Annotated in this window: 16 protein-coding genes and 1 tRNA gene; 3 read left to right on the top strand and 14 right to left on the bottom strand. The window is 56.9% G+C overall.

From position 1 onward, the window contains the following. Positions 1-29 precede the first annotated feature (29 nt). The 8 genes from speB to ACR0EL_RS09345 form a co-directional block, all read right to left on the bottom strand. Entirely contained in the window at positions 30-872 is an 843-nt protein-coding gene (speB, locus tag ACR0EL_RS09380; protein ID WP_480499580.1) for an agmatinase, read from the bottom strand. Next, on the bottom strand, positions 869-2,038 hold the full coding sequence (gene nspC / locus ACR0EL_RS09375; protein WP_480499578.1) for a carboxynorspermidine decarboxylase: 1,170 nt from the start codon (positions 2,036-2,038) through the stop codon (positions 869-871). Before nspC ends, speB begins: the two co-directional genes overlap by 4 nt. Positions 2,039-2,121: 83 nt before the next feature. Continuing rightward, the gene (locus ACR0EL_RS09370) at positions 2,122-3,333 is read right to left on the bottom strand and encodes a saccharopine dehydrogenase family protein (protein WP_480499576.1); all 1,212 of its coding nucleotides are present in this window, start codon (positions 3,331-3,333) and stop codon (positions 2,122-2,124) included. Positions 3,334-3,347: 14 nt separating this feature from the next. Continuing rightward, entirely contained in the window at positions 3,348-5,237 is a 1,890-nt protein-coding gene (gene speA, locus ACR0EL_RS09365; protein ID WP_480499575.1) for a biosynthetic arginine decarboxylase, read from the bottom strand. A 101-nt stretch (positions 5,238-5,338) separates the two neighbouring features. Continuing rightward, positions 5,339-6,424: a DUF1513 domain-containing protein gene (locus ACR0EL_RS09360; protein ID WP_480499574.1), complete on the bottom strand. Its 1,086-nt coding sequence runs from the start codon at positions 6,422-6,424 to the stop codon at positions 5,339-5,341. A gap of 4 nt (positions 6,425-6,428) precedes the next feature. Further along, on the bottom strand, positions 6,429-7,439 hold the full coding sequence (locus ACR0EL_RS09355; RefSeq protein ID WP_480499572.1) for an imelysin family protein: 1,011 nt from the start codon (positions 7,437-7,439) through the stop codon (positions 6,429-6,431). 3 nt (positions 7,440-7,442) lie between these two features. Beyond that, a complete protein-coding gene (locus ACR0EL_RS09350) occupies positions 7,443-9,059 on the bottom strand; it encodes a di-heme oxidoreductase family protein (RefSeq protein WP_480499571.1) in 1,617 nt (538 codons plus the stop codon). A 200-nt stretch (positions 9,060-9,259) separates the two neighbouring features. Further along, positions 9,260-10,531 (bottom strand): imelysin family protein, encoded by a 1,272-nt coding sequence (locus ACR0EL_RS09345; RefSeq protein ID WP_480499570.1) that lies wholly within the window; start codon positions 10,529-10,531, stop codon positions 9,260-9,262. Between the two features lie 252 nt (positions 10,532-10,783). On the opposite strand from ACR0EL_RS09345, the gene ACR0EL_RS09340 reads away from it, so the two are divergent. After that, entirely contained in the window at positions 10,784-11,338 is a 555-nt protein-coding gene (locus ACR0EL_RS09340; protein ID WP_480499569.1) for a ZrgA family zinc uptake protein, read from the top strand. Between the two features lie 292 nt (positions 11,339-11,630). Further along, entirely contained in the window at positions 11,631-12,263 is a 633-nt protein-coding gene (locus ACR0EL_RS09335; protein ID WP_480499568.1) for a hypothetical protein, read from the top strand. A gap of 63 nt (positions 12,264-12,326) precedes the next feature. Here ACR0EL_RS09335 and ACR0EL_RS09330 read toward each other — a convergent pair. The 6 genes from ACR0EL_RS09330 to ACR0EL_RS09305 all read right to left on the bottom strand — a co-directional run bounded on the left by ACR0EL_RS09330 (position 12,327) and on the right by ACR0EL_RS09305 (position 17,499). Beyond that, positions 12,327-12,403: transfer RNA gene (locus ACR0EL_RS09330), tRNA-Met, on the bottom strand. An 85-nt stretch (positions 12,404-12,488) separates the two neighbouring features. Continuing rightward, on the bottom strand, positions 12,489-13,463 hold the full coding sequence (locus ACR0EL_RS09325) for an alpha/beta fold hydrolase (protein WP_480499567.1): 975 nt from the start codon (positions 13,461-13,463) through the stop codon (positions 12,489-12,491). Between the two features lie 4 nt (positions 13,464-13,467). Then, positions 13,468-14,937, bottom strand: a complete 1,470-nt coding sequence (locus ACR0EL_RS09320) for a flavin-containing monooxygenase (protein WP_480499566.1) — start codon at positions 14,935-14,937, stop codon at positions 13,468-13,470. A gap of 135 nt (positions 14,938-15,072) precedes the next feature. Further along, positions 15,073-15,312, bottom strand: a complete 240-nt coding sequence (locus tag ACR0EL_RS09315; protein ID WP_480499565.1) for a hypothetical protein — start codon at positions 15,310-15,312, stop codon at positions 15,073-15,075. Positions 15,313-15,342: 30 nt separating this feature from the next. Next, positions 15,343-16,497 carry an aromatic ring-hydroxylating oxygenase subunit alpha gene (locus ACR0EL_RS09310; protein WP_480499564.1) on the bottom strand — a complete coding sequence of 385 codons (1,155 nt, stop codon included), beginning with the start codon at positions 16,495-16,497 and terminating at the stop codon, positions 15,343-15,345. 96 nt (positions 16,498-16,593) lie between these two features. Continuing rightward, positions 16,594-17,499 (bottom strand): LysR substrate-binding domain-containing protein, encoded by a 906-nt coding sequence (locus ACR0EL_RS09305; protein WP_480499563.1) that lies wholly within the window; start codon positions 17,497-17,499, stop codon positions 16,594-16,596. 464 nt (positions 17,500-17,963) lie between these two features. On the opposite strand from ACR0EL_RS09305, the gene ACR0EL_RS09300 reads away from it, so the two are divergent. Next, positions 17,964-19,790 (top strand): BCCT family transporter, encoded by a 1,827-nt coding sequence (locus ACR0EL_RS09300; protein ID WP_353010601.1) that lies wholly within the window; start codon positions 17,964-17,966, stop codon positions 19,788-19,790. The last annotated feature ends 32 nt before the right edge of the window (positions 19,791-19,822 follow it).

The following is a 19,822-nucleotide window of genomic DNA, read 5'->3' as shown; positions in this document are numbered from 1 at the left end:
GGGTCCAAGCTTGGCGGGGCGCTCGAAATCTAGCAGGATGCCATAAGTCGATAGACGATCTGTGCGGCGGTGAAATCCCATGCAGCGTTGCCATCAGGTGCCAGTTCGACCACGTCAAAGCCAACGCACTTACGGCCTTTGAGCGCGTGTTCAACAAGGTACAGTGCCTGGTAATACCCCAAGCCGCCCGGGACAGGCGTGCCGGTCGAGGGCATTTGTGAAGGGTCCAGGCCGTCGACATCAAAGCTGACATAGATCAGCTTAGGGAAGTCCTCGGGCAAGTCGACGGCGTGGATGTTGCCGGTCACCAACTCTTCGGCATCCACGTGGAAGATTTTGTTCGTTAGGCGGCTTTGCGTCTCTTCGGTCGAGAAGGCGCGGACACCGAACTGGGCCAGTCGGACGCCTTCTTCGGCCAGCAGATGCATCACCGAGGCGTGGGAGTGTTTCTCGCCCTGATAGGCATTGCGCAAGTCGGCATGTGCGTCGATCTGGACGATCCCGACGGGTTGGTTCAGCGCCCGCGCCACACCCATCACCGCGCCGTAGCTGAGGGAATGTTCTCCGCCCAGTGTCACAGGCACCTTGCCCGCGCGAATGGCGGCCTCGGTCCGTTGGGCGAGGCGTTCCATAACCTCTGGTAAGGGGCCGTCACAATCCAGCGGCGTTTCGGTAAAAATACCTTCGACGCAGGGTTCTGCATGGCCAGTGATGCGTTCCAGCTCATTGCTGGCCTTGATGATCGCGTCAGGGCCCTTCGCTGTACCTGATCCGTAGGAAACGGTACGTTCCAGCGGCACTGGGATCACACGGAACCGGGCGTCCTCGCTGCGTTCGGCCTCAGTCAATTCACTGTCGAGGAAAATGCTCATGAGAGGCGGTCCTTAAAGTCGTCATAGCCGAATCGTTTGATGATCTTCAGCTCGTCCGTTTCGCTGTTCCACAGGGCAATGGTCGGCAAAGGAACACCGTTGAACGTGTTGGTTTTGACCATGGAATAATGCGCCTGATCGAGGAAGGCAAAGCGTTGCCCGATCTCCAGCGGCTGATCCCATGTGTAGTCGCCGATCACATCGCCCGCGAGGCATGATGGTCCGCCCAGACGGTAGGTATGGCCCGCCTCGGCCTCGTCCATCAGGGCGGGGCGATAGGGGGCCTCGATTACGTCGGGCATGTGGCAGGTGGCCGAGATATCGGTGATGGCGAGGGTCATGCCATTGGTGGGCAGGTCGAGGATTTCCCCGACCAGAATGCCCGCGTCCAACGCGACGGCCTCGCCGGGTTCGAGATAAACGTCGACATCGTATTTCGCGCGGATGGATTTAATGAATTCCACCAGCCCGTCACGGTCGTAGTCATCGCGGGTGATATGGTGACCGCCGCCGAAATTCAGCCATTTGAGTTGCCCAAGGAAGGGTTTGAGTCTTGGTTCAACGGAAGCCCACGTGCGTTGCAGCGGTTCGAACCCTTGTTCGCAGAGCGTGTGCATGTGCAACCCGTCCACGCCGATCAGAGTGTCTTCGGATAGTTGGCTGACGGGTGTTCCGAGGCGTGAGCAGGGTGCGCAGGGATCATATTTGGGAATCTCGCCTTCGGAATGTTCTGGATTGATGCGTAGGCCGATCTGCACATTGGCCGCTTGGGCTCTGGCGAGGAACCGGTCTTTTTGAGCGGGCGAGTTGGAGATGATGTGGTCGGAGAGCGACAGGATTTCATCGATATCCGCATCCTTGTACCCGGCGCAGAACGTGGCAACTTCGCCGCCATATTCCTCGCGGCCCAGTCGCGCCTCATAGATGCCGGACGCGCAGGTGCCGCCGAGATGTTGGCGTACAAGTGGGGCAAGTGAGAACATTGAAAACGCCTTGAGCGCGCTCAGTACATGCGCGCCGGAGCGGTTGCCGATCTCGGAAAGGATGGTCAGGTTCCGTTCGACCGCTTTTTCATCGACCACAAAGCAGGGTGTGGGGACGCGGCTGAGGTCGAAGTTGCGGAAGGCGCCGGCGTCACCGGCTTGGGTCGTCATCATGTCGGACATGTCCGGCGTCTCCGATTTTGGAGAGGCCGGGGGCGCTGCCCCCGGAACCCCCGGGATATTTATGGCCAGATGAAGTTCTGGATCTAGAATTCTACGGGACCGTCGAGTTCGTGGACTTGCCATGGCAGACCGTGGGTGTTCAGCATGTCCATGAAGTCGTCGGGATCCAGCTGTTCCATGTTCCACACGCCCGGCTCGCGCCAGTTGCCTTTCAGCACCTGTGCTGCGCCGATCATGGCGGGGACGCCGGTGGTGTAGCTCACGGCCTGTGAACCAACCTCAGCGTAGCATTCCTCGTGGTCGCAGACGTTGTAGATGTAGAAGGTCTTCTCGCCTGAGCCGTCCTTGGCCTGACCCGTGGCGATGTCGCCGATGCAGGCTTTGCCTTTGGTTTCCGCGCCCAGATCGCCGGGGTCGGGCAGCAGGGTTTTCAGGAACTGGATCGGGATGATTTCCTTGCCGTCATGCATCACCGGGTCGATGCGGGTCATACCGACGTTTTCCAGCACTTTGGCGTGGGTGATATAAGCGTCGCCGAAGGTCATCCAAAAGCGGGCGCGTTCGATCTCGGGGAAGTGGGTGCTGAGCGACTCCAGTTCCTCGTGATACATCAGGTACATGCTCTTGGGGCCGATGGCAGGAAAATCGAACTCAACCTTGTGGGTCATCGCCGGGCTATGCTGCCACGCCCCGTCTTCCCAGTGGCGGACCTCGGCCAGCACTTCACGCAGGTTGATTTCCGGGTTGAAGTTGGTGGCGAATTCCTGATCGTTACTGCCGCCATTTGCGTCCAGCACATCGATCTGCCGGATGGTGTCCAGCTTGTGTTTTTTGAGCCATTTGGCGAAGACGGATGTCACGCCCGGATCAAAGCCAGAGCCGAGAATTGCGGTCAGGCCTGCCGCTTTGAACCGCTCTTGATAGGCCCATTGCCAGTGGTATTCGAACTTGGCCTCATCTTCGGGCTCGTAGTTTGCGGTGTCGAGGTAGTGGATACCGGCCTCAAGGCAGGCATCCATCAGGACCAGATCCTGATAGGGCAGGGCCAGGTTTACGAGGATTTCCGCGCCGGTTTCTTTGATCTGCTTAACTGTGTCTTCGACCTTGTAGGCATCCAGTTCTGCGGTCGCGATATCCACGCCGACACGCTCCTTCACGGCCTTGGCGATGGCATCGCATTTTGATTTCGTGCGGCTGGCCAGTGTGATCTCGGTGAAGACATCCGAGTTCATCGCCATCTTGTGTACAGCCGCGTGGGATACGCCGCCTGCGCCGACAACCAGTGTTTTGCCCATGGTCTGTCTCCTTCTTATTCGTAATAGGTGTAGCCGTTGATCGAGTCGCGATAGGCGCTCATCAGGGTTTTGCGGTCCTTGGCTTGCAGAGTACCGGTCGAGATCGCCTCGTCCACCATTTTGCGGAAGGCGGCGACGCAATCCTGTGGATCGAATTCCACGTAAGACAGGACCTGGCTGATCGTGTCGCCCTCTTGCTCATGCAGCAGGTCGAACCCGCCATCGGCGCGCAGGTCGATGGTAACGACGTTGGTGTCGCCAAAAAGATTGTGCAGGTCGCCCAGCGTTTCCTGATAGGCGCCGACAAAGAAGACGCCCATGAAGTACTCACCCTCATCCGGCAGCGAATGCACTGGCAGGCTGGGTGAGACCCCGTCGGCCAGAATGAACTGGTCGATCTTGCCGTCGCTGTCGCAGGTTATGTCAGACAGCACGGCGCGGCGGTCGGGCGTTTCATTCAGACCTTGCAGCGGTACGATCGGGTGCAGCTGATCGATGGCCCAGACATCGGGCAGGGATTGAAACAGCGAGAAGTTGCAGTGGTAGATATCCGCCACTTTCTCAAGCTGGTCATCCACATCCGTTTCCAGATCATCACTGGCGGCCAAAGCCTTGAGGCGGGCCATCAGCGACAGATAAATACGTTCGGCGCGAGCCATCTGGCGCAGGTCGACATAGCCCCGGCGGAACAGGGCGCGCAGTTCGTTGCGGTAGAATGTGGCGTCGTTCCAGCATTCCTGCAGGCGGTCTTTGCTCAGGTAGCCGTGTACGGCGGCAAGGTCCGAGACCAGATGGTTGTCATCGGGCTCCACATCCGGTGCGGTGGGCGCATCGTAGAGCGTGGTTTCCAGCACGTTGAACACCAACATGGATGAAGTCGCCACCACGGCTCGGCCGCTTTCGGTGACCAATGTCGGGTGGGTGATTTCGGCCTCGTCCATTGCATAGGCCACGGTTTCAACCACGTTGCTGCAATATTCCTCGACTGTGTAGTTGATCGAGTTCTCGGCAGCCTTCTTCTCGCCTGTATAGTCCACGCCCATACCGCCGCCGAGGTCCAGATGGGTCAGCGGCACGCCTTCGCGCGTGAGTTCGGTGTAGTAGCGACAGGCCTCACCCACGGCGCGGCGCACATCGTTCACGTCCTGCACTTGGCTGCCCAGATGCGAGTGCTGCAGTTTCAGGCAATGCAACAGGCCAGCCGCTTTCAGCTTGTCGACCGTCGCGACAAGCTGGTCCGTGTTCATGCCAAAGGCGGATCGGTCGCCCGAGCTTTCTTCCCATTTGCCGCTGATCTGGTTGGTCAACTTGACGCGCACGCCGATCAGAGGTTCGATACCGAGCTCTTTGTAGACCTCGATCACCGTATCCGCCTCTTTCGGGCTTTCCAGCACGATGACGGTGTTGAACCCGATCTTGCGGGACAGGATCGCCAGTTGGATGAACTCGGCATCCTTGACGCCGTTGCAGACGATCAGCGCCTCAGGGGCCAGACGATGCGCAAGAGCTACGACCAATTCGGGCTTTGATCCGGCCTCGAGGCCATAGTTGTATTTCTTACCGAACTCGGCGATGCGGTCGACCACCTGCGCTTGCTGGTTCACCTTGATCGGAAACACGCCACGATAGGGGCTTTTGTAGCCCACCCGCGCGATCGCGTCGGCGAAGCTCTCGTTCAGCTGAGCGATCTCATGTTCCAGATAGGACGTGACGCGCAAAACCATCGGCGCCTTGATCCCACGGTCATCCAGATCGCTGAGGATACCGGGAAGGCTGATCGCCGCCGTGTACGGTGCCATCGGATTGCGCAGACCGACCTCGCCCTGCTCCGTCACCTCGATGAGGCCTTTGCCCCATTTCTCAACCCCGTAGATGGAATGCGGTGCGTCGGGCGTCTGTTTCAATCAGGTCGATCCTTAACATAAGCGTGCCAGTTTCGCGCCCGCCAATACGGCAGCAGTTTGATTCTTCCAAGTGTAAACTATGTGAAGGGGATTGCCGAATTTCACGCGAAGGTACGGATCGGGATCAGATGGTTGTCCCATTGGCAATCCGAACGCGTCAGAACCTTTGGTTCTGCTTGATTTAATGCGCCAAATAGCCCGGTTCCAGTTGTGAAGATCAACCCATCGGGGCCTGCGCCAAGCCCGCAAACGTCTTGCAGTGCTGAGGCATCCTCGAAATTGGCGGACTGCACATCGAACCGGTGCAGCGCATTGCCGCGCGGGCAGGTGATGGCGATCGTTGCGCCATCGGTCGAGAAGGCAATGCTGCCTGCATAACCCTGTAGATGGCGTTGGTTTGCAGCTGGGGCGGACAGCAAGACAGGGTCTCGGCCCATTCGGTGCAGACCCAGTAGCGGCGGATGCTCGGTCCGGTTGCCTTGCCACTGCATGGCAAATCCGACTAGGCCATCGCCGCGCACGGCCAGATGCCGGATCGAGTTCTTGTGCAATGCGCTGGGCAACTCCATCTGCTCTAGCAGCCCGCCCTTCAGGCTCACGTAGCTAAGGTTCGGGCGCATCACTGGCAGATTCAGCTTGGTACGACCGGTCTCGGGGTGGGTTTCAATACCGCCATTGGCTATCACGAGGGTCTGCCCATCCGGCATCACGTGCATGTCGTGGGGGCCAATGCCACCTGATGAGAATTCTCCGAGTCGTTCAAAGGTTTTTGCATCCCAGACACTGATGCGGCCTTCTCCGGTTTCGAAGTTGTTTTCGGTTGCGAAGAACTTGGAACCATCTGCTGAGAACGTGCCATGCCCATAGAAATGATGGCCTTCAGGCGCCTGAAGCCGGATCCGTTCTGTACCACCGGCGCAATCGATGACGACTGCAAAGGTTCCGGGGCGGCGCGCGAAGGCCACGGCCAGCGGCTCCGTCGGATGCGCGGCGGCGGCGTGACCTCGGGCGGGTAGGGGCAGGGTGAACAGGATATCGCCTTCAACGCTTAGGCCCGCCAGTCGAAAAGACCCATCCGGGAACAGCCCTGCCGCCAGATAGTCTGGTGCACCTGCCGCGGCCCATCCCCGGATCGGGGCGATGCTGGCGGCGGCGAGACCGGCAAGGAATTGCCTGCGGCTGGTCAAGGGCTCAGTCTCCGTCCAAAGAGTTGAAGCCGGCACTGATTCCAAGTGTCGGGCCAAGTTCAGTCGCTGCAATCTGGCGGATATCATTTATCGACTGTTGCAGCGCTTCGATCCGAAAGCGGCCTTGGGGATCCGCAACACCGGCCAGAGCCGGGTCGTCGATAGACCGAGCACTTTCGATCGCGCGGTTAAAAACTGTTTCCAGATCGGCGGCGATTTCCGGGTGTTCGGCAGACAGGCGCGCCGCAAGATCGCGCGTGGAGACAAGTGAAAGTTCAACATGGCGTAAGGACCGTTCGGAACGGCGCGCCTCGGCCCGTTTGGGGCGCGGTCGGTCATATGTACCCAGTGGACGACCCAAGCGTGTCTCGGATGTGAACTGCAGCCCGCTCGACAATGCCTTGAACAATTCCTGCAAGGCCTCATCTTGCGTGCGATAGAGGCCATCTGCCCCCGGTTGCGTCAGTTCAGGCACATAGGTTTGCCAGTCGGCCACCATAGCATCGGCATTTGCATCAATATCAGCGCTGATCGCCTGGATCAGAGTGCATCGATATGCAGCGCTGCCTTGCTGGGCAAACTCAAGGTCATATAGCATCCGTTCCAGTGCAAAGAACCCGCGCCCGGCGATCGAGGTTTCGGCATAGGCATCAGGTGAGGCGACGGCGCTATCTTCGACTGCAATGTGTTTTGATAGGGCCTTGGGCGTAAAGCCCTTGGTGTCCGGCCAGAAAGCCATCGCAAAGGCGCGATCATCGGTTTCGGTAGGCCCAAATCGTAGGTGGCTGGCCGAAATCCACGCGTCGAATGCGGTGCCGTAAGCGGTCCGCAGGTCTTGCGATTCTGGGGCACAATCCTCCTGCGCGGTCGCATTCAGAACCTCTGTCGCTTCGGCAAGCATAGTGAAGCGAGGCAGGATGTGGTTTTCGGTCACGTCGATCAGTGTGGGCGTGTGGTCCTGCGCCGCTGAGGACAGCGGAAAAACCAAGGCTGCGATCAGGGCGAGTTTATGCATGTGTCACAGGCTCTCCAAAAAACGGATAAGGGCGTCCCGGTCGGATTTGGGCATAGAAACGACCTCGTCTCGGGCACCCTGAGCTTCACCGCCATGCCAAAGGATGGCCTCTAGCAAATTGCGCGCGCGACCATCGTGAAGGAATTCTGTATGGCCCGAGACGCGTTCAGTCAGGCCAATGCCCCACAGCGGAGGCGTCCGCCACTCGCGGCCTGTTGCGCGCGCTTCGGGGCGGTTGTCGGCCAGACCTTCGCCCATATCATGTAGCAGAAGGTCGGTGTAGGGCCAGATCAACTGGAAACTATGTTCTTCGCGGTCTTCCATGCGGTGTGTGACATAAGACGGTGTGTGGCACGAAACACATCCAGAGCTATGAAACACTTCTTTTCCGCGCAACACCTCTGGATCATCTACATCGCGACGACCGGGTACGCCCAGGTTACGGCTGTAGAAAGCCACCAGATCCATCCCGACCTGATCAATCTCAAAACCTCTGTCGTCATCATCGCCGTGGGGCGCTTGCACGCAATCGATCTGTGTATCGGTGCAATCCCCGTAAGGTGTAGGGAACAGAGGACTGGCGATGCCAATATCGCCCGCAAAGGCCGCTGCAGATTGTTCCATGACGGTTGGCATCCCGGCCTTATGGCCAAACCGCCCCATCATCGGCGCGTCATATTCCGCAGACCAAACGATGTTCGGGCGGCCTGATATCCCATCCCCATCCGTGTCGTCCGGATCGGCCTTGGCCAGCAGGTCGGCGACCGGGATTGCCTCCAGCAATCCTAGGCCGATCATCTGCGGCGCGAGCCGGGGGCTGAGCATGGCATCCGGGTGCAAGGGACCATAGCCCAGATCGGCGGCTTGGTAGGTTGGGCTGCGCAGTGACGCGGTTTCGCCCTCCGAGAGCGTGATGGGAATCTCTTCATATGTGATATCCAGCCGGTATTCTGCCGGATGCCCCGCCAGTGCGAAGTCCTGCATCTGACCGCCATAGGTAGGCTCAGGTAAGGTTGCGATATAATCCGCGATCTCGGCATAGCCGTCTTCCGCCGCGCCGGGGATGGAAACCCGCAGAAACATCGAAATCGCGGTGTCATCCGGCCCGTTCGGTGTATGCCCGCGTCCGTCCTTGATATGACAGCGCTGGCAAGAGCGCGCGTTGTAGAGCGGCCCCAACCCATCTGAGGCGAGCGTCGAGGAGGGTGACGAAACCCAGATTTTCCTGAACAACCCGTTTCCGACTTTGAAATCCAGCTCCTGTTCAAAGCTCAGATTGCGCGAGGGCTGGGAAAATGCGTTGGCATCATTGCGCACACGAACCGTCGCAGCCCCTCCGGGCAGGTCTTCAAAGCGTTGCGGAGCGGAAAAATCCAGCGGTGGCGTAGTAACTTTGGAAATGCGATCCTGTTCTTCGGCGGTGCGAGGAATGACGTTCAGGTGCAGATCTTGCAGTTGGTTTGGCACTGCGGGAGTGGCGACCAGTGTGCAGAGGGTCAGCACGATAACGCTGGGCGCCTTTGCCCAATTCTGCGGTATTGAGTTGTGCGTAGATGGCTGTGCTGTGCCGCTCAGGCAGATCAGTTGGCGTTTCCAAAGCATCGATGTGACTTTCTTCATCAGCGATCAATTGTTTGATCAGCACCTTACAGATGGGATCGATTGCGTTCGTCCGCCAATCGCATATCCACGCGAAAGGCTTTTGTAGTGATCTCATTTGGTCGCAGCGTAGGATTCGAGATCAAGATCAACGACTTGGCACATAGCAGCGCCAACTTGACCAGAGACGCGTTTTTGCGTCTCTGGTCCCGGGGTTAAGCTTATTGGAAAACCGCGTCCGGGTTGTCCAGGCTGTCCGATCCTTCGAATTCAATATTCTCCAACTCAAGCGCGGTAACGATACGTTCGATCGTTTTGGTCTGGTCGATCAGGCCGTTCACACCCCCCATGATCAACGCTTCGCCACCGGCATTGCCCCGTTCCAACATCTGGTCATAGGCGAACCCGGCTTCGGCGGTGGATTTCATCACGCCCAGAGCAAGCATGGTATTCGCCAGTTTGGCTTTCATCTCGGTATCCAGCGCAGGGTCGGTTGCGATGACCAAATCGGACAATGACGCACCATTGACCGGGGTGCCATCGATCCGTGTGTAGCTGCCCAGATAGACGTTCTGGATGCCAACGCCATTATAGTAGTGGTCGTTATGAGTGTTGTCGGCAAAGCAGGAATGCTCTTCCTCTGGGTCGTTCAGCATCACGCCAAGACGCATCCGCTCACCTGCGGTTTCACCATAAGACAGCGACCCCATGCCGGTCAGGATCGCACTGATACCGGCATCTTCGTTCTGGGTCAGTGCGACGCGGGCGTCACCACCCCCGGCCCATTGTGCGGTTATCCATTCCAGATCGCTAACCAACAAGTCTGTTGCGACGCTCAGGTACTGGACGCGACGGTCGCAGTTTCCATTGGTACATTCGTCCCCTTGTGCAAAGTCAGTCCAAGGGCGGTTGCCAGCGCCGGCGCCGTGGCCGTTCAGGTCCTGACCCCACAGCAGGAATTCAACCGCATGGTAGCCGGTTGCTACATTGGCTTCGATCCCATCAGCTTCGTGCAGGGTTTCTGCCAGCAGTTCAGGGGTGATTTCAGAGGCATCAATCGCATTGCCAGACAGCTCAAAGCTGGGGTTTGCGATGACGTTCAGAGCGGCAAACTCATTCTCGTCGCTTGGGCCACCGTAGGACGCGTCAACATAGTCAATCAGACCTTCATCCAGCGGCCAGGCGTTCACCTTGCCTTCCCAGTCATCGACGATGGCATTGCCAAAACGGTAAACCTCACTTTGCTGATAAGGTACGCGCGCGGCAAGCCAGGCGGCACGGGCCGCGTTCAGGGTGGCATCCGATGGCGCGGCGATCAGAGCGTTCACGGCCGCTTGCAGTGACTTGGCAGCGATCAGGCTATCGTCATACTTGGCTTCAGCAATATTCGCGTAGGTGTTCAAGACATCTGCTTTCGCAGGAGCATCGGCAGCCGATGCGGTGGTTGCGGCGCAGAGGGCCAGGACGCTGGCAGCGGCAATAGATTTGGACATGTGGTTTGATCTTTCCTGTCAACAAAAGGCGGTGCGGGCTGAGTGGCCACACTATTTTTACACCCAAAAAGTTGAGTGAATAAGTCAGAAATGTCAACCTGAGTTTTATTGTCAGATATACGCTCGCGCTTGGGCAAACTGCCGCACATCCCCATATCTGGCGATACTTGCCGTAGCGACCTGCGTTGCGCACCTTGCGATTCGGGTTAAACTCGGCGTCGTGATTCTATTTTTGGTGGTACGTGGTTGATGATGCGCCTGTTTCTTTTCTTGTCTTTGTTGTCGACGGGCGTGATGGCCCATGCAACACAGCAGGACAACCAACACAAACATGGCACTGGGCAGTTGAGCATGGTGTTCTCAGGGGCGGAATTCTCACTGTCACTAACCGCTCCCAGCGCGGATATTGTCGGGTTTGAAAGCCATGCCGAGACAGATGAGGATCGCGCTAAGGTTGCGGTCGCGATTTCGGATTTATCTAAGCCATTGGAGTTATTCGTCCTTGCCGAAGACGCGGGCTGTTTTACCGCATCGGCCAATGTGGCGCTGACATCAGAGGGGATCGTTGATCAAACACAGGTTGCTGAATCCAGCGACGCGCCGGATGAAGATGCCGAACATTCAGAGTTTCGGGCCGACTATGTAATCCAATGTCAGGACATCGCAGCACTGACGACCATCGAGTTTGCATATTTCAGCCGCTTTGAACGTGCTCAGAGCCTTGAGATCAGCATTAACCTGCCCGATAGCTCGCACGAGTTTGAGGTAACGCGCGCGACCCCGTTGATCGATTTGACGGGTCTTTAGAGACAATACCGGATATCTTCTGGCCATTGTTTGCAATTGGTCATCGCTTGGGGTCTTTATCAGTCGCTCACAAATGTGTTTCAGGCCCAGTAGAGTTTGGCTTCTCAGGCCGTTGTGCAGTGCAGACTAGGGTGCTGGCATGAGGGTGGTTATTCATCAGGGTTTTCACAAAACTGGAACCAGAACCTTTCAATCGATGCTTTTCCGAAACCGGGAGCTTCTAAAAAAACGCGTTAACATCCTTCTGCCGCGTGATCTGAAAGAGGCCGGGTTTTCGGCGCGCCGATACGCCGTGCTGCCGCAAGACCGCGTACTCCAGGGTTTTCGCACAAAACTGCGCGCGGCGCTTGAACCCTTTGTAGATCAGGAAGATAATCCCCTGCTGATCAGTAGCGAAGAATTCGCAGGCATGATCCCGGGGCGTAAGAATGTCTGGTCATATACACAAACCCATGTCCTTGCTCAGGTTCTCTTGGAAGAAGTGCGACTGTTCGCCGGCGGCAAAGCCCGTGTGACCTTTTTCTACACAACCAGAAACCCATCTGACTGGATCAAAAGTGTTTATTGGCAAAACATTCAATCCAACAGAATTCTGGAGGACCTTTCAGATTATACCCAACAGCTCAAACCTGCATCCGATCTGGATGCCGTTGTGAGCAGGGTTGAACAGAAGGTTTCTGCGCAAGCGCGTGTCGCACGGATCAATGTCTCAGACACCGACGACCGTTTCCTGGCACTTACCAAGGTGCTGTCCGTCATAAATGTGCGGTCGGATGATCTGATTCCTGTCAAGAATGCGAATGTCCAACCCTCTGGGGCTGCTGCATATTTTCTTGAGCTCAACCGGTCAGATTTAAGTGACGAAGAGGTCCAGATCGAAAAACGAGCTTATCTGGATGGTTTGAAGGTACATAAAGTGGGTTGATAGCAGCATAATTGCGCAGCTGCGTATGGATCTTTACTTCATCAATCGATGTTGTTGGGGATCTGGTAGCGGAGGAGGGACTTGAACCCCCGACACGCGGATTATGATTCCGCTGCTCTAACCAACTGAGCTACTCCGCCATGAGTGAGTGGCGATGTAAGCGAGCCGTTGGAGAGGGTCAAGGGGGAAATGGTCGGTTCGACAGGGAATTTTTCTGATCTAGCCTCAACCGATATCAGTTGATGTATTGTCTGCCTTCGCAGCGTTTTGGATCACCTTGCGTATGAAATCGGCGCATGCTTCTGGCACGGTGATGGGCGTCATATGACCCAGGCCGTCAACCTCTTGATACGTCAGTCCGAACTGCTGCATTTGCGGCCCATGCATTGCAGGGGACAGGATCGTATCCTGCGCCCCGTACAAAACGCCTCCGGGTGTTTTCAGCTCGGGATAGCGCGCGCTTTGGGCTGCGATGCTGTCATCTACCCCGACAAGATCCTGGGATGCGGTGATAAAGGCTGATGGGCGCAAGCCAAGCGCGCCACCAGCACGTTCCAGGAAATCATCAGGGGCTGTTTCGGGGTCAAAGGCCACCTGTAAGACATGGGGTGCGGTTTTGGACGCAATGGGAACAGCCAGGGTGTTCCCGATCAGGTGACGTATCCAAGCCGTGCGGATTTCGAGGGACTTAAACACCTCTGGTGGCTTTGGCATTTGATGGGTCAAGGGCGCAAGCAAGGCCAGGCTAGACACGCGGTCCGGATAGTCCAGAGCGATGGCAAGCGAGACCGCCCCGCCCAGTGAATGCCCGACCAGTACGGCGTCAGTGACGCCCTTGGCATCGAGGAACTCGGTGATCATGCGGGCCTGTTCCGGCAAACGGCCCATCTCGGCCGCGTCGCGGGTGGAATATCCACAACCTGATCGATCCAAGGCGATCACGTGATACTCATCCGCAAGCTGGTCCATCAATCCATAGGTGAAGTGCTGCAATTGCCCGGCCAGCCCGTGGATCATCACAATCGTTTGTGCGTTGGGGTCGCCTTTTTCGACGTAGTGAATACTACCGCCTGAGACCGGGATGATCTGGCCCAATTGAGGAACGGTCTGAAGGCCAACCTTGGTCAGATGCCGTGTCCAAAGGTGCATGCCCAAAAGAAAGACCACGAGAAGTGCCAGCAAGCTTAGAACAATTGTCATCTCATCAGTCTCCTTTTGCGTCGGGCAAGGGTGTATAGTGTTCGATGCCCGCAGCGGCCATGCGTCTCTGGAACTCAGCAGCGGTTCCGGGCCACAGGGCTGTATTGTGGCCTTTGGCATCCTGATACCACGATGTGCAACCACCGTCTTGCCAAACAGCGCCTGCGTGCCGGTCTTGCATTTCCTGTGTAAATGCGGCCTGCTTTTCTGCATGCGGGTTGATCGTGCGAAGGCCTTGATCCGACATCGACGTGAGCACTTCGCCGATATGGCGCACCTGAGCCTCGATCATCAAAATGACCGAGTTGTGGGCCAGCGTTGTATGCGGTCCCAAAAGGATGAAAAAGTTCGGGAACCCTGCGACTGCAGTGCCCAGATGGGCTTGCATCCCATCTAACCAGGCGTCGCGCAGCGTCAGATCGTCTGCGCCTGTAATGTCCAGACGTTCCGCAATATCGGTTACGTGAAAACCGGTCCCCCAGACCAGGACATCGGCCTGTACTTTTGTCCCGTCGCTGGCCGTGATCGTATCACCCTCAATCGACGCAACGCCGGATGGGATGACATCGACATTGTCGCGCATTAGGGCTGGATACCAATCATTCGAACTTAGGATCCGTTTGCATCCGATTTGGTAGTTGGGTGTCAGCTTCTCCCGCTCTGCCGGGTCCGAAACTGCAGAGTGTAACGCCTTATGCCAAAGGTGCATGGCGTATTTCACCATTAGCCTCTCGCGTCGGAGCACGCGGTGGCGGAATTCGAAATAGGCAAAGATCAGGCTTCGCCTTATCCGCGCCAGCAGCGGAACCCGCCGATACAGCCGTCTGACCCATGGCGCGACCGGTCCATCCATGCGCGGCAGCACGTAAGGGGCGCTGCGTTGGAAGACTGTTACCTGCTTCGCGATCTTGGCTATTTCCGGGACGAACTGGATGGCTGAGGCACCGGTGCCAACAACAGCTATATTTGCGTCAGTCAGATCGACATCGTGATCCCACTGGGCGGAATGAAAGCTGGGTCCTGTAAAACTGTCGGCGCCCGGAATTTTGGGGATTTTGGGAATGTGCAACGCTCCGATGGCCGAAACCAGAAACTGAGCGGTCCAGCTCTGCCCTTCATCGGTTTCAACGTACCAATGATCGCCGCGCCATTCAGCGGATTTCAGGCGCTGGTTGAATTGGCAGAGGTCATACAGCTTTTCTTTTTGTGCAATGTCTCGCAGATAAGCCTGTATTTCGGCTCCTCCTGCATAAACCTGGCTCCACTCCGGGTTAGGATGAGATGCCATGCTGTAAAGGTGCGACGGCACATCGCAGGCAACACCGGGATATGTGTTTTCGCGCCATGTCCCACCGATATCATCGGCCTTTTCCAGAATGGTGATGTCGCGGATGCCCAGTTTGCGCGCCTCAAGCGCCATGGTCATCCCGGCGATGCCGGCGCCTATGATCAACATATCCGTTTTTTGATCCAAGCCCTCGCCCCTTAGCACAACCATATGGTGATCATCCCAGCATAGATAAGGATGCTGAGGTAAGAAGCAAGCTGTCGTTTGTTCGGGCTAAAACGCCGGGCGTATCTCAAAGTGCGGCGGGCGGCGGCGCGGATATCAAAGCTTCAGGCGATCAGCCCGACCATGGCGCACCAGACGCTGATTGAGACCGTCGGCCTCGGGCGCGCCATGCTCAAGCGCGAAAACAAAGGCGTGGGTCAGGAAAAAACAGGCCGCATCGATGTCACCTGCGGCTTCGCGCTCATCTGCGGCCATCGTGTAATATGTGACAAGGGCAGCTGGATCATTGCGCGCATGCGCGTCCAGCAACAAGTCATCCAGCGTTGCCCTGTCCATTTTCATAAAGCTCCGCTTTCGAATTCGCGTCTATTCAGAGCGTCCGTTCTCAATTTGTGTCGCCACCCAGTGGTGGAAGTTGTGCGTTGGACCATCCATCGCGGGCGAGAACCGACCGCCGTCAAACAGCATACCATGACGACCCTTTTGCATGCCTTCGACGACAAAGACGTCCTCTTCGAAAACCGTTTTCCAAAGTTGTGCATTCGAGGCGCGCAGCCCGTCATGCTCGGGGGTCTCGGCCTCGCTTTTGGCATAGTAAAGCTCGATATGCTCGACGGTATTGCCTTGATCGACAGGTTCCAGGATGATTGCAAAGCTGTGATCGCGCTGAACGCCCAGCAAGACGTTCGGGTATAGCGCGATGTATTCCGCGCCTTCATCCCATTTGCCGCTGAGGCCCGGAAAATCGGGCATTGTTGCGCCATCCTGATCGGTCAATTGCCGATAGACCAACGTGCCCTGACCCGAATAATGCCCGCGCTTTTCGATGTTGTAGTGATCTTCCAGCCGGGAATAGCTGTTAAGCCCCGGATGGACCCACGGCAAGTGATAGCTTTCGCAATAGTTTTCAACCGCCAGCTTCCAGTTGGTTTTGACCTCAAGCTTGAACGAGGATTCATCGCCGCCATGGAACAGTGGAGTTTCGAATTCTTTCCAGCGTTCCAGCAATTCTCCATGCGCATCCTCAAAGGCCGGGGCATTGCCGTCGACATTCACAAAGATCACATCGCGCCAGACATGCGAACGGATACGCACCAGCCCAAGGTCTTCGTTTTTGACATCTTCATGTTTGTTCTGGCCAGGGCCGCCGACATGGGGTGTCGCACGCAGCTCGCCTTTCAGGCTGTAACACCAGCTGTGATATGGGCAGCGAATAGCGCCGCCGATTTTCTTCGGTGCATCCACAAGGATCATCCCGCGGTGGCGGCAGGTGTTTTGAAACACACCAATTTCACCGTCGCGGTCGCGGACGATCAGCAGGGGCATGCCTAGAAAATCCACCGGTTTTGCATCTCCGGATTCCGGGACATCTTTGCCGAATCCGATGCCGGACCAGTTTGCATAAAGAACCGATTGCCGTTCCTCGGCGAAAACGCCGGGGTCGACGTAGTGTTCGTTTGGCAGACCGTTGGCTGTGTTCACATCGGCCAGAACCGACGAAAGCGGGCTATGTTTATTCATCAGGCTCTCCTGCGGCTGGATTGCATTGCAAATCCTATTGGCGGACAGAATGGGTTTTCATCAATATCAGAAAACCTCATCACAGGTTGAGTTGAATTAAACCGTGCCTTCGCGTACCTCTTGAATGATCCAATCTTTGAGCGCTCGGGCGTTCTCGGACAGCTCATCATCTGGCCGCCCGACAAGATAAAACTGGTTGGGTGCCGTCAGATAATGTGAGCCGATGGGAACAAGTTTGCCCGACTGCAACATAGGCTGAATCAACCGCTGCCACCCCAGAACCAGACCTGCCCCCTTGCGGGCCAGCTGCAAAGCGACCGAATAGCTGTTGACCCGCGCCTCGGATGTCAGCCGTTCCTCGTAGCCCAGTTCGCGGAACCAATCTGGCCATGTGGTCCAGCTGTTGTCTTCGGAATCAAGATGTATCAGGCGTTGGGCTGCAATATCTCTTAACCCTGTTCGGTTCAGGCGCTCGGCCAGTTCCGGGCTGCCGACCGGGATCAGGTTGTCACGATATAGCGGGGTGTGGTCCAGGCTGGGATCGCTGTCGCGCCCGTAGCGGATAAAGAAATCCAGGTCAGGACGATCCCGAAAAGGCCTGTCCTGCGAGATCTGGTCAACGCTGATCTCGGGCGCGTCTCGCCAGAACCTGATCACCGATGGGGACAGCCAAAGGGCTGCAACGGCAGTGGTTGAGCCCACGGTCACTTTTCCGCCAAGCGAGCGATCCCGTATGGTAGACAGGGTCTTTGAGATGCGGGCGAATGAGGTCGACAGCGCCTCGTACAATGCTTTGCCATCATCGGTCAGATCAACGCTGCGGTGTTTGCGCTGGAACAGCGGTGCCTCCAGATAGCCTTCGAGTGCTTTGATCTGATGGCTGACCGCGCCGGGCGTCACCGAAAGCTCTTCGGCGGCGTTTTTAAAGCTGAGGTGGCGCGCGGCAGCTTCGAAAGCCGCAAGGGTGGTCAGGGGCGGCAGTTTGTAGTGGCGTCGGGACATCAGGACCTGGCTGATTACGGATTAGTCTTGTTCGCGTGACTATGAAAATTTTTGCCATTGAAAGAAAGCAATTGATGCATCGAGAATACTGTAAATTGCCGGAACCGCGACCCAGGGGTCGTCTAAATCTGTAAAAAGGTCGGTTTTGGTGCGACAATTTGGCAAGGGGCGCTTTACGCAGACAAATGAACTTGGATCACATTCGGCAGACAACTCGAAACACATTCGCCGAAACTGTGGGCCGCCTCACCAAAGACCCGAAGAGTGCGGGTCTGAATTGTCGCGATAGCGAATCAAGGAACGGTGAAGCCTCGTGGGCGTATTCCAGGAAAATAAGAATTGTTTGCGCGTCTGAGCACACGGCTTGGGAAGCAGTAAGCAAACCATAACCTAAAGAATAATGAGAGGGCATCGCTCCTGCGGCAGCTCTCCGCCCCCTCGGATCGACAACACGGAGGAGAGATATGTCGGTACCTGAACCATTCACGGATCTTGAGATAGAAACGGCAGATGCCGGTTTCTATGAAAATTACAGCGTGCCGATCGCGCTGATCAGTAAGGGCATCATGGTGGCCCTTGTGCTGTGGGCGCTGGTTTTTCCCGCGAATGCCAACAGCACACTGGGCAGCTGGAACGGCCGCTTGCTGGAAAGCTTCAATAGTTTTTATGTGATTATTGTTGGCCTGTTCTTCTTCTTCCTGGCGATCGTCGCCATTATTCCATCAACCGGTAAGCGGATCATGGGTACACCGGGTGAAAAGCCCGAGTTCTCAAACTTCTCATGGTTTTCGATGATGTTCGGCGCCGGTTTGGGCGTCGGGCTGATGGTCTTTGCAACGGCTGAACCGCTGGGTCTGTGGGGATCGAACCCTGTTGTTGTCTCGGGCGCGGTCGAGGGTAACAGCCCCGAAGCGCTGCAGTCGGCTTATCGCTTCACCTACCTGCATTATGGTTTCCATGCCTGGGCCATTTACGTGGTGACCGGCCTCTCGCTGGCTTACTACGCCTATACCCGCAACATGCCACTGACCATCCGGTCGGCGCTGACACCCTTGTTCGGTCGCCTGATGAACGGGTTCCTGGGTCATGTGGTCGACGTTCTGGGGGTTGTGGCGACAATCCTCGGCGTTTCAGTGACGATTGGATATGGCGTCAGCCAATTCATCGATGGGGTATACGCGATCACCGGCATGCAATGGGTGATGGACCTGGGTGGCGAAGTCCCGACCCCAAGCAAAGTGGGTCTGATCTCGGGTCTGCTGGTCATCATGAGCTTGTCGATCATCTCGGCGGTTTCAGGTGTTGGGCGCGGGGTTAAGTACCTGTCGAACCTCAACCTGGTTCTGTCGATCATCCTGTTGGGAACATTCGTTGTGTTTGGGTCGTTCGTCTTCGCGATGACCACCTATGGTACGGCGATGGTGGACTACATCCTGCACTTCCTGTCGCTGAGCTTCGGCGCCTACGGTCCGATGTCTGCAGAAACTTTCGCAGCGGCGTTGCCAGCTGAAGCGCAAGCCCATGCAAACGACCTGTTCGGCGGTGCCACCAACGCCTGGGGCAGCTTTGATGGCTTCAAAAGCGGTCTGGAAGGTGCTGCGGCCGAGTTGGACGAGGCCACTTTGACCGCGGCATATGCTGCTGGTGAGCAGGGCCGTCAGTTCGGATGGCAAGCAGGTTGGACCACGTTCTACTGGGCCTGGTGGATTGCGTTCTCGCCCTTTGTTGGCCTGTTCCTGGCGCGTATCTCCAAGGGTCGTTCAGTGCGTGAGTTCATCCTGGGCTGTGTTTTCGCACCGGCGCTGGTGTGCTTTGCATGGATGACCGTTCTGGGTGGCACAGCGATTGATCTGGAACTGGCAGGCGCTGCTGAAGGTGCGATCATTGGTGCATCGAACACCAACAAGCTGTTTGTGACGCTGTCTTACATGATCGATGGTGGGCTGCTGTCCATGCTGAACGTCATGTGCGTGATCCTGATCATGACCTTCCTCGTGACCTCGGCAGACTCGGGCATTTTGGTGATGAACACCATCATGTCGGGTGGCAGCCAGGAAACCGGGATCAAGCATCGTATCATCTGGGGTGTCATCCTGACGGCCGTAATCGGTGCGCTGATCCTGGCCGCAGGTGACAACAATCCGATGGACGCTTTGCGTAATGCTATGATCATCGGCGCGCTTCCGTTCACCATGGTGATGGGGCTGATGTGCATCTCGCTGGCCAAGGCACTGTTCCGCGACGGTCAACGCGACAAACACGAAGCTGCAAACACGCAGGCCGCTGAATAAGCTTTAAGCCTGATATGTAAAACCAGAACGCC

The organism is Ruegeria sp. AH12, assembly GCF_056541465.1.
Note: the sequence above shows the minus strand (reverse complement) of the source record. Positions and strands in the feature narration are given on the sequence as shown.